Genomic DNA, 24,188 nt, shown 5'->3' with positions numbered 1-24,188 from the left:
ACCGATTAAGCTGTACTTCACCAATACGAGAAAGCGCTATATCGATTTTTCCAAACAACCACCAACCATCAACGAAAAACTTAGTAGTTGATTGTTGATTTTTCCAAACAACCACCAACCATCAACGAAAAACTTAGTAGTTGATTGTTGATTTTTCCAAACAACCACCAACCATCAACTAAGAACAAAATTAATTAACTTACCAGGTACTACAATCACCTTTTTAATTTCTTTGCCTTCGAGGTAGCGCTTGCCAACTTCGGATTCCAGCGCATACTTTTCCAACTCTGCTTTGTCTGCTTGTGCAGGAACTGGAATCGCACCGCGAGTTTTACCCATAATCTGAATCACTAAGTTAATTTCATCGGCAACCAATGCTGCTGAATCATACTTAGGCCAGGTTTGGGTATGAACTGAGTTGGTGTTACCCAATAAATGCCATAATTCATCGGCGATGTGGGGTGCAAAAGGTGCCAGCAGGACAACTAAAGTCTGAATACCTTCTGTGTATACTGGCGAGTCTTTACAATTAGCATCAGTGAGGGCATTACTCAGCTTCATCAATTCTGAAATGGCGGTGTTGAATTGATACTCGTCCTCTACGTCTTCACTGACTTCTTTGATCGCCGTGTGAATTGCCCGTCGCAAGTCTTTTTCGATTTTGGATTTTGGATTTTGGATTTTTGATTGATCTATTTTTGCTGATGACTGATTGCCAGCAAACTCTGTCACCAAGCGCCAAACTCGATTCAAAAAACGGAATTGCCCTTCTACGTCTGCTTCATCCCACTCCAAGTCTTTTTCTGGTGGTGCTTTGAACAAGATGAACATCCGGGCGGTATCAACACCGTATTTATTAATCACATCTTCCGGCGCTACACCATTGCCTTTTGATTTGGACATAGTGGCGTAGATGCGTTGGAGTGGTTCACCGGTTTGGGGATCGCGGGGATCGTTAGGATCAACAAGATGGGAGGGAACCCATTTATCTTTACCAGATTTATTGGGATTGAAGTAAGTCAAACCCTGCACCATTCCTTGAGTTAACAAGCGTTGGAAGGGTTCGTCAAAGTTCAACAAGCCTCTATCCCGTAATACTTTGGTAAAGAACCGCGAATACAACAAATGCAAAATCGCGTGTTCAATTCCACCCACATATTGATCCACGGGCATTAAGTCGTTTACCTTAGCAGAGTCGAAAATTTGCTGTTCGTTCTTAGCATCAGTAAACCGCAAGAAATACCATGATGAATCAATAAACGTATCCATCGTGTCGGTTTCCCGCTTGGCTGGTGTACCGCAGTTGGGACAAGGTACATTCACCCAGCTTGACAATTTAGCCAAAGGCGAACCACCACGTCCGGTAAATTCTACATCTTCTGGTAATTTTACGGGCAAGTCTTGATCGGGAACAGGTACTGCACCACAGTTGGGACAGTGGATGATGGGGATGGGCGCGCCCCAGTAACGTTGTCGGGAAATCAACCAATCCCGCAAGCGATACTGTACCCGTTCTTTGCCAAAGCCTTGTTTTTCGGCATATTCTACTATTGCTTTTTTGCCATCGGTGGAATTCATGCCATTGAATTGACTAGAATTCACCAAAATTCCTGGTTCGGTGTAAGCTGCCTCTAATGGTGCTGATGCATCGCCTCCTTCTGGAACAATTACCACTTTGATGGGTAAATTCTGTTCCTTGGCAAATTTAAAATCTCGGGCATCGTGCGCTGGTACACCCATGACTGCACCTGTACCGTACTCGTACAGGACATAATCAGCGATCCAAATGGGAATTTCTTCCCCTGTAAAGGGGTTAATTGCTTTACCACCTGTAGGAATACCCCGCTTGGGCTTATCTTCAGCAGTGCGTTCCAATTCGCTTTGGTTGCTGACTTCCTTGACAAACGCTGCTACTGCTGCTTGCTGTTGAGCTGTTGTCACCAATTGTGTCAACGGGTGTTCTGGTGCTAATACTACGTAACTAACGCCGTAAACTGTATCTGGACGGGTAGTATACACACCAATTTTTTCGGAACTACCCACAATGGGAAATTCTAAATACGCGCCTGTAGATTTGCCAATCCAGTTGGCTTGCATCAATTTGACACGTTCCGGCCAACCTGGTAATTTTTCCAAGTCATTCAACAATTCTTCGGCGTAGTCAGTAATTTTGAAAAACCACTGCCGCAACAATTTGCGTTCAACTTTCGCCCCACTACGCCAGGAACGTCCTTCGCTGTCTACTTGTTCGTTTGCCAATACTGTTTGATCGATGGGGTCCCAATTCACGGCTGCTTCTTTTTGGTAAGCTAACCCTGCTTGGTAAAACTGTAAGAAAATCCACTGTGTCCATTTGTAATAGTCTGGTGAACAGGTGGCAACTTCACAATCCCAATCAATTGATAAACCCAGACATTGCAATTGCTGCCGCATCTGGTCAATATTTTGATAAGTCCACTTCAAGGGGGGAACACCCCGATCAATGGCGGCGTTTTCTGCGGGCAAACCAAAGGCATCCCAACCCATCGGATGCAATACCCGATACCCTTGCATTCGCTTGAGGCGGGCAATCACATCGGTAATTGTATAATTACGGACGTGACCCATATGCAGGCTGCCCGATGGATAGGGGAACATGGACAGGGCGTAGTATTTTGGCTTATTGGTGTCTGGGGAAGTTTTATCTAAGCCAAGTTCATTCCATGTCTTTTGCCATTTTTCCTCAATCGCGGTTGGGTTATATCGGGAATCCACAACAAAAACTCTCCTACTGGACTTTAACCATAGTCTGCCTACATATTTTAGATGATGGTAAGCAGACGAACAGGTTGGTTGAAATAAGCAATGATTGAATTAGAGGAAAAATCTTCTGATTTGCTACGGGTGTTTGTTTATGGCACCCTCAAACCAGGAGAAGCTAATTATAATATCTACTGCGATCGCAAAGTGGTAAATGCGACTAAAGCTTATGCACTAGGCAGATTGTTTGCTCTACCCCAAGGCTACCCAGCCATGACATCGGGGGATAATTATGTCTACGGGTATTTACTAGAATTTAATTGTCCAGATGTTCTAGTTGAACTAGATGAACTGGAAGATTACCACCCCACCAGACCTGTTTCGGAAAATTTATATAATCGCCAACAAATACAAATATATGATTTACAAGGACGCTTTCTTGGTTGGGCTTGGGTTTACTTGATGACACCAGAAATGGTTGATCAGTTGGGAGGTATTTACCAAGCCGATGGTTGGTGGACTAACCAAATAAATTATGAATTCTAAATTATGAATTTTTTTTATCATTCATAATTCATCATTCATAATTCTTAATGATATTCGTTTTCTATACTTAACGGTTGTAACTGCTTATCCAGGTTAGCTGGCTCTTCTGGAGCAGTTTCTGCTGCTTTTGGAATTGGCAGAATAGGATTGTTAATAGAAACAATTAATGGTGCAGCAGCAATATTTTCTGGCTTGGCTAGTTGCGCCTGTTCTGTTGCAGGCGCTTTTGCTAGTTGTGGGGTTAATTTCCCACCTGGTAATAACCCAGATACTGCACCAATCAGCATCGCAGCGATCGCTGTACCTCCCCAGATCAAGCCCAAACGCGCACGGCGACGACGTAAACGAGATAGAACTCGTTCAACAGTTTCTTCCACTGGCTGTGACTGCGGTACGGGCATAGTTCGTAAGCCCTGACGCAATTTCAAAAGCCGTGCATACAAGCACTTCACCGCCTGATCGTTTGCCAGTAGTTCTTCTACTTGCCTACGTTCGGCAGCTGTCACTTCTCCATCAAGATAAGCACTCAATAACTCGAAGCGATCGCGCTTCACCATATCCATAGCACCCGTTAATTCATTGGTATGCTCTGCCTCCCCATCTGGCAAATCGATATTTAATTGCAAGTGGGAATGGTCGTTCAAATGAGAATCAGTAGTCATCTTAACATTATTACCAATTCATGCACGGGTAAACATAGCGTACTCGGCCCCAGTTGATCATTATTTCTCCTGTTTTTCTTGATGGCAGAAGCAGTTTCCATAATCTTAATAAACCTTAATGAAATATAAAAATCTGCCATTAATCAAAGGTAGAACTTTAAACTAGGAACCAAGATAAGGTTGTAACTGCGATTGCAACCTGGCTCTAGCTCTGGCGATTCTCGATTTGACTGTTCCTAAGGAAACTCCTGTGATTTCGGCAATTTCTTCGTATGCCATACCCTCAATTTCCCTTAGCACTATAGTTGTACGGAATACCTCAGGCAAATCCGCGATCGCATCTCGCAATTGCTCATAAAACTCCCTAGTTGTGAGTTCTTCCTCTGGTCCAGGAGTATCTCCTGCAATTTCCCAATCCATTTCGCCGTCGTCTACCGAACGGGGAGCATCCAGCGAAACAGGACTGACAACTCGCTTACGTTTGCGTAACTCGTCGTAGAACAAGTTAGTGGCAATGCGGCTTAACCAACCCCGAAATTTAGACGGTTCTTGCAATCGGTGAATATTGCGATAGACCCGAATCCAAACTTCTTGAGCGAGATCCGCTCTGTCAGACCAATCAGGGGCCAAATGATACAATACCCTATCGACTTGGGATTGATAACGACGCAGTAGTTCTGCAAATGCAGCACGATCTGGGCGCAGTCCAGTCTGACAGCGTAAAATTAAATCGTGGTTAGAAAGTTTGTCAACTTGCACTGATGCTTCCGAAAGTCTTGCATCAACAGTTGACCAGGATACAGTAATCGATTCGCTCATAGATCGTACTGGCTGTAAATCATCCCTATCTATTAGACCTACTTATCTGCCGGAAGTTCCTTGTATGAGTGACGGATTTATGACTGGAACACAGGATACCTTTGCAGATACATCTTTGTTAGACACAGTGACGTTACGTATCTTTGTGACACCAATCATCACTGAATACCTACTATTGCCAAAAATATTTTTTTATGATATATGAAATCAGGGATCAGGGATCGGGGACAAGGGAGACAACTAAATTCAGTTATCAAATAAAACTGGTCACTGTTAACTGATTCATACCCATTACCCATTTCCCATTACCTATTACCCATCACTTTTGTGGCAACCTCACCAAAATAACAGGTGCTGATTCTTTTAACTGCTGTAAATTAGCGCCACTATTAGACTCTTCTGGTGGGCGAACTTGCAGAAATAAATTGAGGGAAAACGTAATCGTTATTGCTAACAATAGTTTTTCTAACATAATATTTACTCCCAACCACACCATGAACACCACTTAAAATGATTGCCTGTTGTACCTATTCGGTTCCAGGGAGTATCTATGAAATTCTCACCCGGATTTTTGCAAAATTAGGCAATGGCAATATCTGTATAGCCCTAGTTTGCCCATGAGTATGAACAAATTCATAATGGAACTGCTAAATGTTTGTAAATTTTTGGTAATTGATTTACAAGAGAATCTGAAAAGTTTTTCAGTAATTAACTAACTGTAAATACATCAGGACTTACGCATGAAAACCAAAAATCAATGGTATGGGCAAGGAGTTCAAGCAAGGTGTCAATAACCTTTATATCCCTATACCCCTACACCCTTACACCCTGCCACGAACGTTGCACTCTTGTTATAGAAAATAGCGTGGGAAGCCTAAAATGCCTGACTATCGCACGAAAGGAGGTTTGGCAGTAGTCAGACCCGAATCCGGCATTGAGACTGGAAGATGGCATGATTCGGGTTCCGTTAGGCAAGCTCTGTAAAGTCTGGTTTGGTATTGATTCCTTCACCATCCCGATGCCGTCTAACCTGAAGTTTGACAGCATCAAGGAACTACGAATCTTGCCTCGCAATGGATGTTTCTATGCTGAGTTCGCCTATCGGTTGCAACCTAAGAAGGCGGAAATTAAGCCCAATAAAGTGCTAGGCATTGACCCAGGTTTGAATAACTGGCTGACCTGTGTAAGTAATATCGGCAAGTCATTCATTATTGATGGGCGTAGGCTCAAGAGTCTGAATCAGTTCTATAACAAACGAGTTGCAACGCTGAAAGAAGGCAAGCCCCAAGACTATTGGGATGATGAGTTAGCAGGCATCTGTGAGAAGCGAAACCGACAGATGCGCGATGCCATCAATAAGGCTGCAAGATTTGTGGTCAACTGGTGCCTGAAGAATCGAATTGGGACGGTTGTATTTGGTTGGAATGTTGGCATTAAAGACGGCATCAATATTGGTGCCAAGAACAACCAGCAGTTTGTGCAAATCCCTACGGCAAGGCTGAAAAACAGACTGGCTGATTTACTGCAACAGTACGGCATCGCATTTGTAGAAACGGAAGAAGCCTATACCTCTGCTGCATCGTTTCTAGATGGTGACAGCCTACCTGCATTCGGTGAGAAACCCGAAGGGTGGGCAGCAGCATCAGGGAAACGGGTAAAGCGTGGCTTGTACCGCAGTGCATTCATGTTGGCTCCGCCATCGGCTGATGCCAATGGCGGAGCTAACATCATGGCAAAAGTAGCAACACAGCTAGGGTTTTCCCTAGCCGAGGTTGGTAGGGCAGCTTTGACTCTGCCGCAACGATATGACGTATTCAGCGACCTGAGTAAAGCATATCGTGAGAAGTGTGAAGCAACGTGCATTCATGCCGTTGCGTAACATCCTCTCAGAATCCCCTCTCTTTCAAGGAGGGGAGAAGTCAAGTAAGTCCTGTAAATACCCAGCACAATCGCTTCTATTAAAGTTAGAGTAGGTAAGAAAAGTTGTGATCTGATGGCTCAGTCAACGGGGAATTTTGGAGAAAATAAACGATGGCGACGGTAAGAAATGAATCTGTAACGCGTATGGCGATGTTACTTTGTTTTGGCACAGGCTTCTTATCTCTCGCTGTCCATTGGCATGTTTCTGATTTGATGAAACCTCCCACAAATCAAGACACCAGTGGAATTTATGTAGCAACGGCAACAGATACATCGACAAAGCCAAAAAGTTTCATACCCAATGAAACACACAAAGCTAATGTCTCTCGCCCGATTCAGTCCCTGTTGGCTAAGGTTTCGACGCCACAAAAACCTTCTACTGTTCTGGCATCAGCCAATCAGACACATGTAATAGTTGATTTAAGCGATCGCCGCGTTTATGTTCACCGTCAAGATCAAGTTATCGCCAGTTATCCCACTGGCATAGGTAAAAAAGGCTGGGAAACACCCACAGGTACTTTTGAAATTCAAAACATGCGACGCAACCCTGTTTGGCGTCACCCGATCACAGGTAAAGTATTCCCAGCAGGTATAGATAGTCCTCTAGGAGATAGATGGATAGGTTTTTGGTCAGATGGCCACAACAAAATAGGTTTTCACGGTACACCAGATGACAGCTTAGTCGGTAGTGCTGTTTCCCACGGTTGCTTACGTATGCGTACTCCCGATGTGCGTATGTTGTACCAACAGGTGCGCGTAGGCACAAAAGTGGAAGTTCGTCAATAGTTATGTGTTGGTTGTTTGTTGTTGGTTGTTGGTTGTTGGTTGTTAGTTGTTGGTTGTTGATTTTTCCAAACAACCACGAACTAATAACTACCAACTATTTTAAGATTGTGATTTCTGCTCAAAATTGGGCGCGTAGGCTTGCAGCAAAGTACTGACTTGGCGCAAAACTTCATTACCAGTATTTTTACCCAATACTTGCCGTTCTGGAAAGAAATTCGGTCTATCCAGGTAACGGCTGATTGCTTCACTGACTTGTTGGGCAATTAATTCTTGTAGTTCTGCCTTGGCGTGTTGGCGCTGATAGCTAGCACCTTCTTCGGTAGTTGCGTATAGAGGGGGTAGCCGATTGAGGGCGTAAGCGGCAATATCTCCAACATCCAAGGAAGTTTCGCTAGTAGCTTCAATTTCCGCTACGCGGGCGATCGCTTCTGTCAGTACCAACTCTTCCATAACATTAATAAACTGTTTGCGTGGTACCGCGATCACCTCACCAGTCAACAGCGCCCCCATCAGTCGATCGAGTGCCATGTACTCTTCGATCGAGAGTTCGTTGGCATTGTCACAGATTCGCCCGACTTCTGCTTCCATTGCTGGTGTTAAATAACCATCCTGGAGAGACTGTTGCACAATTTTTTCGATACTCATAATGCTCATATTTTATAAGCCATCCAAGCAAGGAGGGACGGTACCAATCCAGTTTATTTTGCCCAATTTGGGCAAAAATACACAAGAATTTACTATTTAAATTCTTGATATCGCCAAGGTGTTGGGTCAACAGATTGACCGTTGACATATAATCCCCAGTGCAAGTGAGGCCCTGTAGAAGCACCTGTAGAACCCACTGCGCCAATCAGTTGACCGGGTTTGACCATATCGCCTTCTTTGACATTAATGCGACTCAGATGCATAAAAATACTGGTTACTCCTTGACCGTGGTCAATGCCAACAACGTTACCATGAACCCGAAATCCTTCGGATACCCTTCCTACTAAAGCAACTTTTCCTGCCGCTGGAGCCACTACAGGTGAACCCGTAGGACCAGCGTAGTCAACACCGCGATGGTAGTAATCCTTAGCAAATTTACCATTATAGTAACGACGTACACCATAGATAGTAGAGATTCGCCCCGTATTTGGTTTGATAAAAATACCATTCCAGTATTTTTGCGGTGTTTGTAGAGCTTTAAATTCTGATACACGCTTGAGTTCGTATGCTGTGGCTTTTACTCCTGCTTTACCTGGGGGTAAATTGATTCGCTGTACAGGGAACTTGCGTGAGTTCACCTGCACCAACAAGTTCCTTACCTGACCATTTCCGCTGACTCGAATTGTTCTTTTTCCAGCCTTTTGCAATGGTGTAGTGGGAATAAAAGCCCGATACTGATTAGGAGCAACTTCAAACGCTGGGTAAGTTTGATCAGAAGAAGTGACTGTTGGACTCGCACCAGCCCCAGGATTATCTACACTAATGAAAACCGATAATGTATCCCCTAATTTTGGATTAGCTGGAGTCATCCTTACCTGTAAAGCTTCTGCCGGTAGTGCTAAGGCTACAGGTAAAGCGGCTAAGATTCCGGCTACCATTCTGGTGGCCAGACGGTTAACTTGCAAATTAGATACAGCTGCTGGAACCAACTTTTGAGTGCGATCTACGGTAGTCATAGAGATACAAAAAAACCTATCTGCTGATGAACAACAGACTATCTTACGGGCTGTAGTGTTTCTACCTCCCTAAGCTAATTTTATGAAACAACACTTTTTAGTGTAATATTTGTGACTTGTCAAGTGCTAGCCCTACACTAATATTAATTTTGCTTGGTGGTTTTAAATTAAGCCAAAAGTGCTTTGTATATGGGGAATCGGTTTGACAAACTCTACGTAAATTTTGATTAATTCTTTTTAATTCAAACAGATCAGTCAAAAATGCAAAATTAATAACTTCTTGTGCTTCAAGCACAGGCCTAGCATGTTCGATCACGGAAATAGGGAGTGATCGCAACTAAGGCTTACCAAAGCGATGGCGATCACTTCGTTCGTCAAAATCGATGATTGGGCCCTTTGGCACAATTCGATTGGGATTAATATCGGTCATACTCATGTAATAGCCGCGCTTGATATGGTCGAGATTGCAGGTTGCTTTGAACTCAGGAATCTGATATAGATCCTTGAGATAATTCCACAGGTTTGGATAGTCGAGAATTCGCCGCAAATTGCACTTAAAATGACCGTAATATACGCAGTCGAAGCGATACAGCGTTACAAACATACAAATATCAGCTACGGTGAGTTGCTCTCCACATAAGTAGTGCTGCTGGCTGAGAATGGTTTCCCATCGATCTAAATTCTCGAACAGTTCACTCACCGCCTGTTCGTAGGCTGCTTGCTTTGTCGCAAAACCAGCGCGATATACACCAGCATTGATTGGCAGATAAATTGCATCAATCGTTTCATCAATCTGCTGTTGTAGGTGGCGTGGGTATAAGTCAATTTTGTGCGTAGCCAAACAAGCAAACTCTACATCAAACATTCGCATGATTTCACGAGATTCGTTGTTGACGATAGTTTGAGTTTGCTTATCCCACAAAACCGGAACAGTGACTCGCCCTGTGTAGTTGGGATTAGCTTTGAGGTAGATATCTTGTAAATATTGTGCGTGATTTACCAAATCTGGAATCGCCCCCGGCGCTTGAGAAAACATCCAGCCTTTGTCGCTCATAATCGGATCGACGATAGAGACTGAGATGACATCATTCAACCCTTTGAGTTCTCGCATAATTAAGGTGCGATGCGCCCAGGGACACGCCAAGGAAACGTAGAGGTGATAGCGTCCTACTTCTGCCTTAAACCCACTACTCCCATCTGTACTCACGCGATCGCGAAACGTTGTTGGTATCTCATGGAACTCACCGCTTTGATTTTGCTCATTCTCACGAGTTATCCATTTACCTGCAACCATCATTCCTGATGCCATAATTGTCTCCTAAGCGTGATGGTGTAATTATGCCTTTGCTGCTCTAGTTAATTTCGATGCAGGTTAGATAAGGAATGCCATAATCATAATTAAGTGCGATCGCACTCACACTTAGTAAAAAGCTATCGCACTTATGATTTTTGTACAATCGGGAGTGTCACGGTAACAGTAGTTCCTTCACCAAGTAACGAATTGATTTCAATCTTACCCTGATGTTTTTGGATAATCTGATAGCAAATCCACAATCCTAACCCAGTACCTTTACCCACTTCTTTAGTTGTAAAGAAAGGGTCAAAAATTTTATCCTGGTTTTTTGGTTCAATTCCGCAGCCATTATCCGTAATTCGTATGTAAATGCGATTACCTGCTGCTTTGTTTGTGTGAATCAGTATTTGGGGATTGACTTTATTATCTACAGACGACAAATTACTAAAAAATGACTCTTCTAAAGCATCAATTGCATTACTCAGAAGATTCAAAAATACTTGATTTAATTGTGCTGGATAACACTCAATTAATGGTAACGCTTCGTATTCTTTGATTACTTGAATTCCTTCTTTTAAGCGATGATTGAGAATTAATAAAGTACTGTCAATTCCCTCGTGGATATTCACAGCTTTTTTCTGAGACTCGTCCAATCGTGAGAAATTTCGTAGAGACAAAACAATTTCCCGAATTCGCTGCGCTCCCATTTTCATTGAGGATAAAATTTTGGGCAAATCTTCGCTAATATAATCTAGCTCTGTCTTTTCTAGATAAGTTTGAATCGCAGCGGTTGGTTGAGGATATTCTTTTCTGTATAAATGAAGTAATTCTAATAGTTGTTCAATATATTCCTTGGCATAGCTAATATTGCCATAGATAAAACTAATGGGATTATTTATCTCATGAGCAACCCCCGCTACCATATTACCAAGTGAAGACATTTTTTCAGTTTGAATCAACTGTGCTTGAGTTTGCTGGAGTTCTTGAATTGCATAACTAAGTTGATCGTAAGCTAGATTTAATTCCTGATTTTTTTGTAAAAGTTGGTGAGTGCGTTCTTCAACTCGCTTTTCTAAAGTTGTCCGAGCTTGTTCTAATTCTTGAGTGTATTCTGCAACTCGCCGAATTAAACTATTGAGAGAAGTAGCTAAAATTCCAACTTCATCATTTCTTGTGACAGGAGCTTGCAAATCAAAATTTCCTTCTTGAGTAGCTTTTTGAGCAACTCTCGCTACAGTCAATAAAGGCCCGGAAATATTTCGCGCTATATTCTTACCCACCAAGGTACAAATCAAACCCCCCAGTAGGAAAAAACCCCACAATCTTAACCATAGATACTGCACAGTATGGTTGAGTTCAGCAAGCGACTTTAGCAATACCACAGTCAAAGAGGTATTACTTAATCCTGGCAGAAAAATACTTTTGGCAACATAGTGTTTATTTGTGAGTAAGATGCGTATTGGTGGAACAGAAGTAGGTGGTAACTGCCAATTTCTATTAGTAACTGCTGTTAATGTAGAAACAACAACTGTTTTATCTTTGTTAAATACAATCAAATACTCATCTTTGGCTGCTATTAGACTTTTGAGTAATTCATTATTGATGAGAATACCAATTTCGACCGCGCCAATTACTTCTTCATTAGATTTAATTGGAGCTGTACCCACCAGAACTAACTGTGGTTGTCCTCGTTGTTTTTCAAGATTTACTACATCTAAAGGGTACATCCCAGCAAGTGCTTGAGAAATACTGGTTCTATCTTCTAAATATGATTCATTTAATCTTGGCTCTCTCAGTTCTAGCACTACTCCACCATTTTGGTTGACAACCTTGATCAGGTCTAATTCCAAATTAGTCTTGTGCGACACTAATATTTTCAGTAGTGCTTGAGTATCTTTCTGTTGCAGTGCGGTACGCACATCATTTCGTTCTGCTATTAGCTGTACCCAAGAACCTAAGTCTTGTTTTTCTGTTTGCAACTCTTGCAAAATCACTGCTGCACCTGATGCAACAGAATTTTTCATCTGGTATTCCATTCTGCTGGTAAACCAGAAAGCAAAGCTAATCACCGCCACTACCATAATGCTAAAGAATACCAGCATAAAGGGCATAATAATTCTTTGGCTTAAAGGTAGTTTTGAGTAACTAGCTTGCAACCTTACACCCCGTCCTACTATTTGGGGGCTAGATTGTTGCTCGGTACTTTGATTGAAAAAGCTGAAGAGTGGCATTTGTGTATTAGTATAATTCAGCACCAGCAAAATCGGTAGCTAGAAGTTATAGAGCCGCAACTCCAACTCCTTAAATTGTTACTTTTTTATCACCTTATTTTTGCTACTATTGTTGTAAAACAAGGGTTTTGTTGTAAGCATTAGCATTTTAATTTGAGTAAAGAAATTTTGGATTCCAAAATTAATTTTTATACTTAAATCAATTAAGTTTTAGATAATATTGTAAAAATGTCTTCGGTGTCAAACTTAACGTTTAAAAAAGTAAATTTTAATACTTCTTAATCACCGGACACCAAGTTTATTTAGGGAACGGTGAACAGGGAAGGGGGACGACTTGGAGGACAAGGAGGACAGGGGAGTATGGGAAGTGTGGAAAACAGGGGAGTGTGGGGAGTAGTAAAGCAGTAACCACTAACCAATGTACCAAACGCACCATGGCACGTCTGGTACAACTACTAATAACCACTAACTACTAACAACCAACCACCAACAACCAACACTATTTACTATAATTTACATTTCTCCATAATCTTTGTAAAAATCGTTAAACTTCATTGCAAACTAAGAAGCCAGGTAAAACGACATGATAAGTTTTGATAATGTGAATCAGTAACTAGGGATTAATAAACAAAGGAGAATATAGTGGCGATGGAATCACAGTTCCTCAAGGGTACAAATGTAGTCGTTGAAGAAGACTTTAGTGAATATGTTGCCCACCTCCAAATGCACATGGCTCTGCAAGCTCGTAATCTGGTTCCATCCCTGAAGCAGACACAGGTAGACAGCCGAGAGCAATTACTCCATCAAACCCAAGCAAATTTTGAAAAACTCATTTCTCGTTCTCGCCGAGCTATATAGTTCACAATCTATACAAATCTTCAATAAAATTTAAATAAAATTAAAGCAGAACTTGTTGAGTCCAAGCTAATGTAGTCATCAACGAGTCTGCTTTTTAATATTGAGTTGTGAAAATCACTCTTTTGGAGCAATAGAAAGGGGTGGAAAGCCGTTAATATTAATGCAGCAGTACCTCTGTTTCTGTTATTAAGGCGCAATGGCGGCTCGAATGAAAATGAATTCATTACTTCAAAAAAATCTTAGCGTTGTCATCCGACCAATCCAATATCGAGACTTGGATGGTATAGGACGTCTAGCTTTAGATTCATTCGCAGCTAAAACCAGAAAAGGAGCCGATTTTGCCATGCGGCAAATGCAATGGCTGCGCCGCTGGTATGGATTGTTGAAATTTTTAAGTTGGTTTCCTAACCCATTACAGTATATTTTTTGTGGTTATGTAGCAGAACAGGGGCGATCGCTCTTAGGAATGATCCAAGTATCGCCATTTAATCGTACGCGTAGCACTTGGCGCGTAGACCGTGTGATCCTAGAGCGTGCTGCCGATAAGCAAGGAATTGGCTCACAGCTTTTGCGTTACTGCTTTGAGTCAATTTTAGAGGCTCGTACTTGGATATTAGAAGTAAACATTAACGATACAGAAGCATTGGCACTGTATCGGCAAAACGGTTTTCAGCGTCTGGCTGAAATGACCTATTGGGAAATTAAACCAGAACTGCTAGCTGAATTGGCACAGGTTAACCCAGACTTGCCTAATTTGCTGCCTATAAGTAACGCTGATGCTCAGCTGTTATATCAACTAGATACGGCATCAATGCCGCCTTTGGTGCGGCAGGTATTTGACCGCCAAACCGATGACTTTAAAACCAACTTATTTAACGCCTTGGTTGATGCTGTCAAACAGTGGGTGACTAAAACAGAAGTAGTAAGCGGTTACGTATTTGAACCCCAACGTAAAGCAGCGATCGGTTATTTTCAGATTACGCTAGACCGCAAAGGGGAAGAACCACACTGGGCGACGCTCACAGTCCACCCAGCATACACTTGGCTGTATCCAGAGCTATTGACTCAACTTGCTCGTATTGCCCAGGATTTCCCCCAACAACCATTGCAACTAGCTTCAGCAGATTATCAACCAGAAGGAGAAGAGTATTTAGAACAAATTGGAGCAGGTCGTATAGAACACACTCTAATTATGTCTCGCTCGGTGTGGCATAAAGTACGAGAATCTAAATTTGTCTCTTTAGAAGGAATTCAGTTACCCGAAGTACTACAAGGTCTACAACCAGCACGTAAACCCATACCAGGGGGAATGTCATGGTTGCCACCACATCAGCAAACTTCTCCAGATAGGTCAACACAACCCAATCCATCAAAAGAAACTATTTCCTTTTCTTGCAAAAATTCTCACCTAGAACCATTTTGTCAGCCAGACTCAGCTGATGGACAACAGCAGGAGTAGTTGTGTGGATATGGAACAAGGACAAGGAGGACACGGAGGACAAGGGGGACGACGACTAGGAGGACAAGGAAGTAATCTTTCTCCCTTGTCTTTCCCCTCTCCATAGTCTTCCCGCTCTTGTATGTCCTACCTTACTTCTAAATATGTTTCTGCTTTAGGGTTAGATGTCGGTCGTAAACGTATTGGTGTGGCGGGGTGCGATCGCTTGGGGTTGATAGCCACTGGCATTACTACTGTCGAACGCACATCTTTTAGGCAAGATGTAGAACAAATACAAAAACTGGTCAATGAACGAGAAGTAGAAGTTTTAGTCGTCGGTTTACCTTATTCAATGGACGGTTCTTTGGGGTTTCAAGCCAAACAAGTGCAAAAGTTTGCCACACGACTAGGCAAAGTTCTGAAGCTGCCTGTGGAGTATGTAGATGAGCGATTAACTTCTTTTCAAGCAGAGCAGTTGCTCATTGCTGAAAACCGCTCTCCATCACGCCATAAAGCTTTGATTGACCGTAAAGCAGCAGCTTTAATTTTGCAGCAATGGTTAGATACACGGCGAACTGGCTTACAAGCTACAGAATTATCTGCTGAGTAAGCACACCTTGTCGCATGATATTCTGAAATCTGTTAGCCAGCAAAGGTAGAAAATAATTGAAGGTTAAAGAGAAACAGGGAACGGGGAAAGGGTTATTAGGATATCGCTCATTTTTTCAGCCCCAATCCCTAATCCCTAATCCCTAATCCTCTTTCCCCCTCTATCAAGTAGCTGGTAGTCATACAGTTTATATCTCGGCTATGTCTTTTTCTTATTTTTCGGACGAACACGATCGCGGATCTGCTGGTACCATCACTTTGAGCGATGACAAAGGGCGATCGCTCGAATGTTACATTGAGCATTCACTAGAAGTGGATGGACAAGGCTACTTTTTGCTTCTTCCAGTTGACTCACCTGTAGAAATCTTCGCTTGGCAGGGTGAGGATGAAGAAGAAGAGGCTGTTCTCGTAGAAGATGATGCCACTATCGAGCAAATTTTTAGCACTGCCCAAGCTGTGCTATCGGAACAAAATCTAGTCCTTAAAAATACAGCTTATGCTTTAACTGTTGCAGGTGAATTACCACCAGTTGAAGAATCAGAATTGTTCACTTTAGAAATCGAAGACGAACAGTCAGATTTGGAACCAGAGCAATTACAATTGCTAGCTAGCTTTTACTATGAAGAGCAGGAGTATGCAATTTATACCCCTCTTGATCCACTGCTGTTTTTTGCACGGATATCTAAAAGTGGTAAACCTGAATTACTTTCTCCAGAAGAATTCCGTCAAGTACAACCGCTTTTAGAAGAGCATTTGTTTAATGGAGTTGAATAAAATTAAAAATTCAAAACAAAAAATGGCAGTATTTAATTTCTACATGAGGAATTTTTAATTGTTATTAGCTATGGACATAAGCATTTGGCAGTCTTTTTGTCAAATGTTTTAGCTATTGCTATAGATTTCTGAGAAATATGTCTATAGTTAAGTTTCCATAGTCAAGTGTTAATTGTCAAGGTTTCTTTAATAATGACGATTGACCATTGACGATTGACCATTGACGATTGACCATTGACTTCTGCCTAAACTATGCGCTGGAACAACCTCCTACAGCCTGATTTAATTTTGGAAGGTTCAGTGTTGAATCTCACACCTGGTATGATCCAACAATATGGGCTGAAGGGGCTGGTGTTGGATGTAGATGAAACCTTAGTACCAATTAGAGTAGTATCGGCTTCAGCAGAACTACAAAACTGGGTTAAGGAAATCCGTCAGGTAGCAACTCTGTATCTTGTAAGCAATAATTTAAGCGAAATCCGCATCGGTAATATTGCTCGTTCTTTGGATTTACCTTACTACTTGGGCGCTGCTAAACCCTCGCGACGTAAGATCAAAGCAGCACTCAATGCCATGAATTTGCCCGCAGAACAAGTCGCCATGGTGGGCGATCGCTTATTTACCGATGTGTTAGCTGGCAATCGGCTGGGAATGTTTACCATTTTGGTTGAACCAATTGTTCATCCTGATGTTGCTTTGCGCTCCCACCCAGTCCGTAACTTTGAAGTTTGGGTATCTGAATTTATGGGAGCCTCCATCAGCCCCAAAAAACGTAGATTTACAAAGCTTCACAAATAGTCAGGAAAATAAATCTAAAGAAAAAATTAAAAAAACTTTGTTTACTACAAAAGTAGGGGATTATTTAAGTATAGATAACATTGGGGTCAGCAAAATAAAGACCCTAAATATAACAACGAAGTTACAAAGCAATAAAGTGTCAGCCCATGTTTTTCATATGGGCTGACACTTTATATTATTTAAGTAGTAATTACATTGATTTCTAAATATAACATCAACACTGTTTTACATTCGTTACATATCTTGAGCGTGATTACAAGATTTACCGGATAATTATTTGGCTATATGCTTAGTAATATGCTCAAGTTGTTAGAGTTGTGAAAGTGCAACTAGATAACTGCTCGGTTAAGCTATTGTTGATGAGTGTTTAGGGGAAGTAGAGCTTTATGGAACTGGAACAGTGTTTGAGGCTGAGGCGTGATACACGACATTTCCTGAAAGACGATGTCCCTGAAACTGTATTGAAAAAAGCGCTAACAGCCGCTCACTGTGCTCCCTCAGTTGGTTTGAGTGAACCTTGGCGATTTGTGGTAGTTCGTAATCAACAGACTAAGGCAATACTCAAACAATCTTTCTTGAAAATCAGGGCAAAAGCAGAAGCGAATTTGACCAATGATCAAGACAAACTAAAGCTTCATAAAAGTTTGAAACTGGAAGCGATTGAAGATGCTCCGATTGGTTTGGCAGTATTTTGCGAATACCCTAAAGAAAACTACACAATAGGCACTGTTTGGACAGATGAAACATTGAAATGGAGCTGTGTGTGCGCGATCCAAAATCTTTGGCTGTCCTTAACAGAACAAGGCTACAGTGCGGGTTGGGTTTCCATTCTCGATTACGATCAGCTCAAACAAGTACTTAGTGTTCCTGATGATTGGGAACCGTTAGGTTATCTTTGTATAGGAAAACCTGCTACAGACTATGATGGACAACCAATGCTGGAACAAGTTGGTTGGAAACAACGCTGTTCAGAGCCTGTAGTGATTTACAGATAATCAGTTATCAGTGATCAGGTAATTTTAAGTGTACTCATTGTTGATCAGTGAGGGCAAGTTGAAAGGTGATCGGTTATGGCTCAACGTTAAGCTAGTGTTGAACTAAAAGCTAGAGATTCTCTGCTATGACACAAAGTGGATTACGGGCACAACCTGGAAAGCCAACAGGAATAGTCGGTAGAATAGTCGGCTATTTGATGGACATCTACAACCGAGAGGATAATCATTGGACTGTCTCATTACTGAATATTGGCGAAACGAGCAAAGTGCTTGAAATTGGTTTTGGGACAGGTTTAGCGATCGCTGACGCTGCGAAGATAGCAACACACGGGTGTGTTTACGGTATTGACCATTCTGAAACTATGCTGAAAGTAGCTCAAAAAAGAAATCAGAGCGCTGTTAAGTCTGATCGTGTGAGGCTTCAGCTTGGTAACGTGATGGCATTGCCCTTTGAGGACAATTATTTTGACATAGTTTATTCAATTAACTGCATTTACTTTTGGGAACCACCAACTGAAGGTTTAGCTGAAATATATCGCGTCTTAAAACCAGAAGGAACTGTAGCGATTACTGCGCGTAATAGAGATGATGAGATTTACGCTCGATGGAAACCCAACATCGTCAGAGATTTACTTCTATCTTCTGGATTTGTAAATGTAAAAATCCTTGATGGGCCGAACCCCAAGCATCCTATTTATTGTGCAATTGGTAATAAGCTTGTGAACCAGAAGTAATCAACATGTCCAGTAGTATAACAACACCCATGCACCCGACCGTATAGAAATTATTGGTTGAGTTTGAGAGGTAATCTGTGACGGTTGATGGACAAGGTTCCCTGATTTAATTCCCAGCCTTTAACTTGGGATATGCAATACGTTTGTGATGAAATTGTTGCCAAACTTCTACGAAAATTTCGGCAATTTTGCTCATTTCTTCTCGTGTTAATCCTGAGTCTACTAATTGGTTGTCTTGCCATCTGGCACGAAGAATATTGTTAACCATCACCAACGCTTGTTCACAACTAGCATCTTTGAGCGATCGCAATGCTGCTTCGCAGGAATCTGCTAGCATCACAATTCCTGTTTCCCGTGATTGAGGAATTGGCCCATCGTAGCGAAAGTCTGCCTCATCTACTGTCAAACTCGGATCTTCTTTAGCCATCTGTTGAGCTTGGTGGTAGAAATAAGCAATTTGCATAGTGCCTTGATGCTCTGGAATAAAAGCTTGAATAGAAGAAGGCAAACTGTGTTTTTTTGCCATTACTAAGCCTGCGCTGACATGCTTTTTAATGATGTCAGCACTATGCCAAGGGTCTTTAATTTCTGTATCATGCTTGTTTGGCCCCCCCATTTGATTTTCAATAAAGGCTTGGGGGTCGTGCATTTTACCAATATCGTGATATAATGTACCAGCTCTCACTAATTCAATGTTGCATCCTAATTCTTTGGCGGCAGCCTCAGCCAGAGTAGCGACAAATAGCGTATGCTGAAAAGTCCCAGGGGCAACTGTTGCCAGTTTTTTTAATAAAGAACGGTTAGGGTTTGCCAGTTCTGCCAAGCGAATCGGAGTAACTAAATCAAATAATTTTTCTAAATAAGGGCTTAACCCCAAGGCTACAATACTCCAAGCTAAACCAGATAAAGCAAAAATCCCTGCTTCTTTGAGGACAACGTAAAAAGAAGGACCAAATGCTGCCCCCAAAAAGATTTGAATGAGTAGGTAAACACCACCCTCAGTTAAAGCGATCGCTACGCTTAATAATGCTAATTCCTCACGCGATCGCAATCTATGGGCCATACAACTGCCCAATATTCCCCCAGCGGCACCTGCCAACAGCGAAATTTTACTGATTTCTAGGCTCATGCATAACAACGCTACCAGCAGCCCTACCACTGTGACACCCGCAGTCGCTCCGTAAAAGCTACCCAGCAATAAACCTACACCACTCCAGGTAGTATAAGGTGTACCCATCGTGACTACCAAAGGCGTACTCAAAGTCAGCAATAATACTAACAGGCGATCGCTTTGTCGCCATCGATACTTAATGCTCCGTTCAACAAAAGTAAAAATTCCTATAGAAAAGCTGACAGTTCCCGCCAAATACATCAATCCCAACCAGTTAATTTCTCGGCGTAGCAGGTGGTAGTTTTCCAGTACATCTAAATGCCAAGATGTAATGCGATCGCCCTTGCGGATAATTACCTCACCTTGCTCCACTGCCACAATTACAGGCTTGACTTCTGCCGCTGCCATTGCTGCTTGTAATTTAGTTTGTTCTTCATCTTGTTTAAGATTAGGTTCCAAAACCTCCAACAGCAGTTTCTTAGCAAAAGATTCTGCTGGTTGTGGCACTAAGTTATGCATATGCAGATTGACTGCATTTTGTAAAACACTAGGGGGTAGTCCTTGGGGAATACCTTGAGCCAAAATCCGCTCAGCACTCAGCTGCACCCCCATTTGGGTTTTTGCCCAGTCTTGATCAGATAAATTCAGGAAAGAAGTTGTCTCATAAGCTGTTTGGGGATTTTCACTCAGCAGTTGTGACAACTTGATGATGGCTTGGGTATAACCTTGGCGTGCTTGAGCAACTTTACCCAATAGTGAAACCAAGTTTTGCGTAGAAGTCTTGAGGCGATAAGCTTCTAATTCTGCCATTGCTTGGGCAAATTCCGCATTTTGGAACGAATCATTGGGTTTTACTTCTGGAGTGGAGGAAACGCTGAGTAAGGAAGGCTGTGACTTCGATGAAGAGGATGCGGGGACATCCAAACGTGATGGCACGGAAACATTCTCCGTATCTCCAACTCTTTGCTTATTTGCGTTTTGATTCTGCTGTTTAGTTTTAATGAAAATGCTTCTGAGGTTTTGAGTTAATACTCCTGATTTTTGTTGATTGGTATGTTCTAGAGCCACCAATAAGTCTTCCCATTCCGAGTCAGCACAGGAGCGCAGATAACGCTGACTAGAAACTGACAAAACAAAAGTATCAAAAAAGGAAAAGAACCAGCAGCAGCTCGAATTTCATTACCCTGCGCTAGAAGCGTTCGTAATTTTTGCTTGATTTGTTTATTAATGTTTTCATCAACCATTAACACAGGCACAAATCTTTTGCTAACATCTTTGCGCTGTGCTTCTGTTTTTTTTGTATCTTCAATCAGGCTACTATAGGGCGCTCTAATAGTCTCTGGTGCGGTGGTTCCTATTTTTAATTGGGGCTGATTGTATAAATTTTGCCCCATTATCCCCGTAAGAGAGACTACTGCAATCACGAAAACAACAGGAGAAGGTTTTCCAGGTAAACTACCACTATTTACCTTTGGGTTTGGCGCTCTTTGTTTTTTATGCTTGCCTTTCACAATTGGTTTCGATAAATGTAAACGGCGTAGGGCTTTGGTAAAGTTGCTTCCAGTGAATAAATTGCTTAAGTCAACGATTAAAAAAATGACTGCGTTTTCATCGTCTATAATCGCAGTTTCTTGCTTGATTGCTTTAAGTCAAAACACTTGAAGCCTGTTTGCCACAATTGCTACCTACAGAACCCGATTGAATTTTAATGTTTTCCCAAAAAATAGTATATTTTTTTACTAAAAATTAATTTATTGTAATAGAAAATTTCTATATTTTATACTTTGTATCATTAGTAAGGTAGAAGTGAAATTAACGCAGCCGGATCACGCGGGGAGCTGCGATCGCCTCTGGAGGTATATCGCTCAGAGTAATGGCCCATTCTGCTCTCACGTCGCCTTGATGCAAAGTAGGATCATACACTCCCGACCAGGTAGCCACAAGTGTATCTGCTAATTTTACCATCTGGGATAAATCCGTTGGTTGCCATTGTGCCGCCCTATTTTTAGCAAGTAAAAACCGCCAACTTACAGGAATACCTGCTGTAGCGTTATAAGCTCCTGATAAAGCAGCAGTAATTGTACTGATATAAATTGAGCGCGAGGTAACTTGAGTAGACCGTAAGACTGAAAGGCGAAAGTCTTCTAAACTACTAACAAAGCAATAAAAAGCAATTGCTAGGGCATGACTTAGCTTTTCTTCTGTGCAGAATTCGGCTTGTGTTATTTCTAATCCAGCCTGTTTTTCTAACAAATTGTGTAATTTTAATAATGTCTGTGGCACAGATGTGGGTGTTTCTCCCACAAAGCTAATTATTTGGGGGATGAGAGTAGCTGGAGTAAGTTTTTCTGTCAGAGACAGAGCGATCGCATAACCTACTGCCAGTGTCCAATCTTCTACAACTGGGTTATTTTGCCAAATTTTAACTACATGTAGCAAGCTTTGTCGTAGTTTGACAGCATGTTCATGAAAAAACAACGCTACTGGTAGTGTGGCCAAAATTAATTGTAATGCAGCGTCTGTATTATTCTCTAAAATAATTCCTGATTGTTGCTGACGCCTACTCCAATCTCCTAAGTCAAATCTACCCACCTCGATTAAACTTTCAGCACTCAAAATCGCCATTTTTTGCCAATAGCTAGATGCAAAGTTTGGCACCTGTTCACCTTTTAAGGCTAAAATTTCCCCAATTAAAGCTCCTAATATAGTCCCTCTAGTGCGGCTGACAAGAGAATAATGCATAATTTCGGGATCGGGGCTTGAGAGTGTGGGGAGTGGGCATTGGAAATTACCAACAACCAATAACTAACAACTAACAACTAACAACCAACAACCAACAACCAACAACCAACCACTAACTAATCTTACATATTCTGTCTTAAATAAAGCACTAATGCTTGTAATCCTAAGATATAACTTTGTACCCCAAAACCACTGATTTGACCAATGGCAATGGGAGCTATGTAAGAGTGATGACGGAACTCTTCTCGCTTATAAATGTTACTTAAATGTACCTCTACTGTAGGCAGACTCACAGCAGCGATCGCATCTCGCAATGCTATACTGGTGTGGGTATAAGCTCCAGCATTAATTAAGATACCTTGGTGTTTTCCCAAGGCATCATGAATTGCATCAACCAATACCCCCTCATGATTTGACTGCATGGTAAATACTTTCACTGCCAGTTTTTGTCCTTCCGTTTCTAACTGGCGGTTAATTTGACTCAGAGTCAGGGAGCCATAAATACCAGGCTCTCGCTGTCCTAGCAGATTCAGGTTTGGACCATGCAGCACCAGAACGCTTAAGGGGTCTAATATCAACTCCTGCACTTTTGCTCTCTTAGCGACGACGTGAGCGATCGTTTACAGGAATTGGAATTAGCTCCGGTTCCGGCTCAGCTTCTGGCCCTAAAAGGGCTTCAATCAGCTTGCGTGCCAATTCCTTAAGCTTTTCTAGCACCTTTTCAATATAGTCCATTGGACTGACCGCTCCTGAAATACTAACTCGATTTTTCGCTTATCAGCTACGGAGAAACTAGCTTTTTTGCACTCTGGTTTTTGAACGGCTAATTTTTGTTCCCGTGTTCCGGGCTTGAGCCATTTATTAAAATTATAGTGTTATTTTCTCCCTTAATTTTTAGAGTATCACATCCCTTACCTAGACAACTCATCTTACTAAAGATAGCTTTTTGAAAAAAAGGACTAGGATTAGAGGTTGATAACAACTCTCTGTTGTCAGTCTGAATAGATTTGGCGACCAGACAACAAGGGGGAGAATTTGTATCAGGAATTGTGTGAAGTGGTGTATGGGTATAGCAGAAAATATTTTTTATCAGTAACTATTATAAAAAACAGAGTAAGAATAACAAGACAAAAACGTCTATTTTTGGCAAATAAAACTGTAATTCTCTGCTCACAGACTTTTTGCAAATAAATAATTTTATATAAGTTTTTTCAATACATTTCTGATTAGCAATAATTCCTCGCAGGAAGCCCCCAGATTTATTTGTGAAAATTCGTCATTTAAAAGCTTTCAGTCTCGCGATCGCTTTCGGATCTGACGCTAACAGAGGAGCCAGGGCGCTTATGGGATGAGAACTCCCCTTTTGCGCACTGCCTCGTCTACAAACTTTTCGCAAAACCCAAAATCGAAGAACCCTAGTTGTAGAAGTTTTGTTTGTGTATCGATAGCAATAGTCGTTAGGGGCGAAGCA

At 41.8% G+C, this 24,188-nt stretch carries 23 protein-coding genes and 1 pseudogene; 11 read left to right on the top strand and 13 right to left on the bottom strand.

Translation table 11 applies throughout. The features are described from left to right. Positions 1–174: 174 nt before the first annotated feature. A complete protein-coding gene (gene leuS, locus UYI_RS0120775; RefSeq protein ID WP_016868595.1) occupies positions 175–2,754 on the bottom strand; it encodes a leucine--tRNA ligase in 2,580 nt (859 codons plus the stop codon). A 90-nt stretch (positions 2,755–2,844) separates the two neighbouring features. On the opposite strand from leuS, the gene UYI_RS0120770 reads away from it, so the two are divergent. Further along, on the top strand, positions 2,845–3,285 hold the full coding sequence (locus UYI_RS0120770) for a gamma-glutamylcyclotransferase family protein (RefSeq protein ID WP_016868594.1): 441 nt from the start codon (positions 2,845–2,847) through the stop codon (positions 3,283–3,285). A gap of 44 nt (positions 3,286–3,329) precedes the next feature. Here the strand turns inward: UYI_RS0120770 and UYI_RS0120765 are convergent, their stop codons facing one another. Further along, the gene (locus UYI_RS0120765; protein WP_016868593.1) at positions 3,330–3,947 is read right to left on the bottom strand and encodes an anti-sigma factor family protein; all 618 of its coding nucleotides are present in this window, start codon (positions 3,945–3,947) and stop codon (positions 3,330–3,332) included. Positions 3,948–4,109: 162 nt separating this feature from the next. Further along, the gene (locus tag UYI_RS0120760; protein WP_016868592.1) at positions 4,110–4,766 is read right to left on the bottom strand and encodes a sigma-70 family RNA polymerase sigma factor; all 657 of its coding nucleotides are present in this window, start codon (positions 4,764–4,766) and stop codon (positions 4,110–4,112) included. A 64-nt stretch (positions 4,767–4,830) separates the two neighbouring features. Between UYI_RS0120760 and UYI_RS37015 the strand changes: the two genes are divergently transcribed. Next, positions 4,831–4,971 carry a hypothetical protein gene (locus UYI_RS37015; protein WP_157226372.1) on the top strand — a complete coding sequence of 47 codons (141 nt, stop codon included), beginning with the start codon at positions 4,831–4,833 and terminating at the stop codon, positions 4,969–4,971. A 114-nt stretch (positions 4,972–5,085) separates the two neighbouring features. Here UYI_RS37015 and UYI_RS38080 read toward each other — a convergent pair whose 3' ends face one another. Next, complete coding sequence (locus UYI_RS38080; protein ID WP_167325074.1) at positions 5,086–5,238, bottom strand: hypothetical protein; 153 nt, start codon at positions 5,236–5,238, stop codon at positions 5,086–5,088. 462 nt (positions 5,239–5,700) lie between these two features. On the opposite strand from UYI_RS38080, the gene UYI_RS33035 reads away from it, so the two are divergent. Continuing rightward, positions 5,701–6,645: an RNA-guided endonuclease InsQ/TnpB family protein gene (locus UYI_RS33035; protein ID WP_162140412.1), complete on the top strand. Its 945-nt coding sequence runs from the start codon at positions 5,701–5,703 to the stop codon at positions 6,643–6,645. A 152-nt stretch (positions 6,646–6,797) separates the two neighbouring features. Continuing rightward, entirely contained in the window at positions 6,798–7,472 is a 675-nt protein-coding gene (locus tag UYI_RS0120745) for a L,D-transpeptidase (RefSeq protein WP_026086076.1), read from the top strand. A 99-nt stretch (positions 7,473–7,571) separates the two neighbouring features. Here the strand turns inward: UYI_RS0120745 and UYI_RS0120740 are convergent, their stop codons facing one another. The 5 genes from UYI_RS0120740 to UYI_RS0120720 form a co-directional block, all read right to left on the bottom strand. After that, a complete protein-coding gene (locus UYI_RS0120740; RefSeq protein ID WP_016868588.1) occupies positions 7,572–8,117 on the bottom strand; it encodes a late competence development ComFB family protein in 546 nt (181 codons plus the stop codon). 92 nt (positions 8,118–8,209) lie between these two features. Beyond that, positions 8,210–9,133 carry a M23 family metallopeptidase gene (locus tag UYI_RS0120735; protein WP_016868587.1) on the bottom strand — a complete coding sequence of 308 codons (924 nt, stop codon included), beginning with the start codon at positions 9,131–9,133 and terminating at the stop codon, positions 8,210–8,212. Between the two features lie 97 nt (positions 9,134–9,230). Beyond that, complete coding sequence (locus UYI_RS37725) at positions 9,231–9,428, bottom strand: hypothetical protein (protein WP_162140411.1); 198 nt, start codon at positions 9,426–9,428, stop codon at positions 9,231–9,233. 42 nt (positions 9,429–9,470) lie between these two features. Continuing rightward, on the bottom strand, positions 9,471–10,442 hold the full coding sequence (locus UYI_RS0120725) for a glutathione S-transferase family protein (RefSeq protein ID WP_016868585.1): 972 nt from the start codon (positions 10,440–10,442) through the stop codon (positions 9,471–9,473). Between the two features lie 131 nt (positions 10,443–10,573). Next, positions 10,574–12,658: a HAMP domain-containing sensor histidine kinase gene (locus UYI_RS0120720; protein ID WP_016868584.1), complete on the bottom strand. Its 2,085-nt coding sequence runs from the start codon at positions 12,656–12,658 to the stop codon at positions 10,574–10,576. A 648-nt stretch (positions 12,659–13,306) separates the two neighbouring features. On the opposite strand from UYI_RS0120720, the gene UYI_RS0120715 reads away from it, so the two are divergent. The 7 genes from UYI_RS0120715 to UYI_RS0120685 all read left to right on the top strand — a co-directional run bounded on the left by UYI_RS0120715 (position 13,307) and on the right by UYI_RS0120685 (position 18,864). Then, positions 13,307–13,516: a hypothetical protein gene (locus UYI_RS0120715; RefSeq protein ID WP_016868583.1), complete on the top strand. Its 210-nt coding sequence runs from the start codon at positions 13,307–13,309 to the stop codon at positions 13,514–13,516. Between the two features lie 196 nt (positions 13,517–13,712). Then, positions 13,713–14,975: a GNAT family N-acetyltransferase gene (locus UYI_RS0120710; RefSeq protein WP_016868582.1), complete on the top strand. Its 1,263-nt coding sequence runs from the start codon at positions 13,713–13,715 to the stop codon at positions 14,973–14,975. A gap of 121 nt (positions 14,976–15,096) precedes the next feature. Next, on the top strand, positions 15,097–15,564 hold the full coding sequence (gene ruvX, locus UYI_RS0120705; RefSeq protein ID WP_016868581.1) for a Holliday junction resolvase RuvX: 468 nt from the start codon (positions 15,097–15,099) through the stop codon (positions 15,562–15,564). A gap of 200 nt (positions 15,565–15,764) precedes the next feature. Continuing rightward, positions 15,765–16,337, top strand: coding sequence for a DUF3727 domain-containing protein (locus UYI_RS0120700; protein ID WP_016868580.1), 573 nt, complete (start codon positions 15,765–15,767; stop codon positions 16,335–16,337). Between the two features lie 252 nt (positions 16,338–16,589). Further along, positions 16,590–17,135, top strand: a complete 546-nt coding sequence (locus UYI_RS0120695) for a YqeG family HAD IIIA-type phosphatase (RefSeq protein WP_016868579.1) — start codon at positions 16,590–16,592, stop codon at positions 17,133–17,135. Positions 17,136–17,521: 386 nt separating this feature from the next. Then, entirely contained in the window at positions 17,522–18,130 is a 609-nt protein-coding gene (gene bluB / locus UYI_RS0120690) for a 5,6-dimethylbenzimidazole synthase (RefSeq protein ID WP_016868578.1), read from the top strand. A 125-nt stretch (positions 18,131–18,255) separates the two neighbouring features. Further along, complete coding sequence (locus UYI_RS0120685) at positions 18,256–18,864, top strand: class I SAM-dependent methyltransferase (RefSeq protein WP_016868577.1); 609 nt, start codon at positions 18,256–18,258, stop codon at positions 18,862–18,864. Positions 18,865–18,970: 106 nt separating this feature from the next. Here the strand turns inward: UYI_RS0120685 and UYI_RS33030 are convergent. From UYI_RS33030 to UYI_RS38075, 4 genes and pseudogenes are all read right to left on the bottom strand, one after another. After that, positions 18,971–21,486 (bottom strand): annotated as a pseudogene (locus tag UYI_RS33030) (HD family phosphohydrolase). Positions 21,487–21,787: 301 nt separating this feature from the next. Further along, positions 21,788–22,717 (bottom strand): ADP-ribosylglycohydrolase family protein, encoded by a 930-nt coding sequence (locus tag UYI_RS0120675; protein WP_016868576.1) that lies wholly within the window; start codon positions 22,715–22,717, stop codon positions 21,788–21,790. Between the two features lie 122 nt (positions 22,718–22,839). Continuing rightward, the gene (aroQ, locus tag UYI_RS0120670) at positions 22,840–23,304 is read right to left on the bottom strand and encodes a type II 3-dehydroquinate dehydratase (protein ID WP_016868575.1); all 465 of its coding nucleotides are present in this window, start codon (positions 23,302–23,304) and stop codon (positions 22,840–22,842) included. Positions 23,305–23,314: 10 nt separating this feature from the next. After that, entirely contained in the window at positions 23,315–23,452 is a 138-nt protein-coding gene (locus tag UYI_RS38075) for a hypothetical protein (protein ID WP_016868574.1), read from the bottom strand. Positions 23,453–24,188: the final 736 nt, after the last annotated feature.

The sequence above is a fragment of the Fischerella muscicola PCC 7414 genome (assembly GCF_000317205.1).
GTDB classification, from domain to species: domain Bacteria; phylum Cyanobacteriota; class Cyanobacteriia; order Cyanobacteriales; family Nostocaceae; genus Fischerella; species Fischerella muscicola.
The sequence above is the reverse complement of the archived record's forward strand: the minus strand, read 5'-3'. Positions and strand labels throughout refer to the sequence as shown.

Coding starts and splice junctions, on each gene's coding strand:
- UYI_RS0120770 (WP_016868594.1), top strand. CDS start 2,845: ATGATTGAATTAGAGGAAAAATCTTCTGATTTGCTACGGGTGTTTGTT.
- UYI_RS0120765 (WP_016868593.1), bottom strand. CDS start 3,947: ATGACTACTGATTCTCATTTGAACGACCATTCCCACTTGCAATTAAAT.
- UYI_RS0120760 (WP_016868592.1), bottom strand. CDS start 4,766: ATGAGCGAATCGATTACTGTATCCTGGTCAACTGTTGATGCAAGACTT.
- UYI_RS37015 (WP_157226372.1), top strand. CDS start 4,831: ATGAGTGACGGATTTATGACTGGAACACAGGATACCTTTGCAGATACA.
- UYI_RS38080 (WP_167325074.1), bottom strand. CDS start 5,238: ATGTTAGAAAAACTATTGTTAGCAATAACGATTACGTTTTCCCTCAAT.
- UYI_RS0120745 (WP_026086076.1), top strand. CDS start 6,798: ATGGCGACGGTAAGAAATGAATCTGTAACGCGTATGGCGATGTTACTT.
- UYI_RS0120740 (WP_016868588.1), bottom strand. CDS start 8,117: ATGAGTATCGAAAAAATTGTGCAACAGTCTCTCCAGGATGGTTATTTA.
- UYI_RS0120735 (WP_016868587.1), bottom strand. CDS start 9,133: ATGACTACCGTAGATCGCACTCAAAAGTTGGTTCCAGCAGCTGTATCT.
- UYI_RS0120725 (WP_016868585.1), bottom strand. CDS start 10,442: ATGGCATCAGGAATGATGGTTGCAGGTAAATGGATAACTCGTGAGAAT.
- UYI_RS0120720 (WP_016868584.1), bottom strand. CDS start 12,658: ATGCCACTCTTCAGCTTTTTCAATCAAAGTACCGAGCAACAATCTAGC.
- UYI_RS0120715 (WP_016868583.1), top strand. CDS start 13,307: ATGGAATCACAGTTCCTCAAGGGTACAAATGTAGTCGTTGAAGAAGAC.
- UYI_RS0120710 (WP_016868582.1), top strand. CDS start 13,713: ATGGCGGCTCGAATGAAAATGAATTCATTACTTCAAAAAAATCTTAGC.
- ruvX (WP_016868581.1), top strand. CDS start 15,097: ATGTCCTACCTTACTTCTAAATATGTTTCTGCTTTAGGGTTAGATGTC.
- UYI_RS0120700 (WP_016868580.1), top strand. CDS start 15,765: ATGTCTTTTTCTTATTTTTCGGACGAACACGATCGCGGATCTGCTGGT.
- UYI_RS0120695 (WP_016868579.1), top strand. CDS start 16,590: ATGCGCTGGAACAACCTCCTACAGCCTGATTTAATTTTGGAAGGTTCA.
- bluB (WP_016868578.1), top strand. CDS start 17,522: ATGGAACTGGAACAGTGTTTGAGGCTGAGGCGTGATACACGACATTTC.
- UYI_RS0120685 (WP_016868577.1), top strand. CDS start 18,256: ATGACACAAAGTGGATTACGGGCACAACCTGGAAAGCCAACAGGAATA.
- UYI_RS0120675 (WP_016868576.1), bottom strand. CDS start 22,717: ATGCATTATTCTCTTGTCAGCCGCACTAGAGGGACTATATTAGGAGCT.
- UYI_RS38075 (WP_016868574.1), bottom strand. CDS start 23,452: ATGGACTATATTGAAAAGGTGCTAGAAAAGCTTAAGGAATTGGCACGC.